Below are 280 nucleotides of genomic sequence, written 5' to 3' on the forward strand. Positions count from 1 at the left end.
GTTCTTCATAAGATATTTATTGTTGTGCAAGAATGCTAACACATTCTTCAAGACTATTCTCCCAATGTTTGGGTTCAATTTTATAAACTTCTTCAATTTTGTCTAAGCACATTGTACTTCTCTTAGGTCTTTTGGCCGGAGTAGGATATTGTTCAGTAGTCAGTGCATTTAATTTAACTGAAGATTCTGATAATTCAGCAATTTTTTTTGCAAACTCATACCAGGTGGTTTCAGGATAATTTGAAAAATGGAAAACACCAAAGTTCTTACGTGATGTTTT

General features: G+C 32.5%; 1 protein-coding gene. It reads right to left on the reverse strand.

Annotated elements, in window-relative coordinates:
* Positions 1–16 precede the first annotated feature (16 nt).
* The coding region (locus DBV35_RS29945; RefSeq protein ID WP_157962139.1) for a sugar nucleotide-binding protein at positions 17–280 on the reverse strand (264 nt) is incomplete at its 5' end.

Source organism: Acuticoccus kandeliae (genome assembly GCF_003073115.1).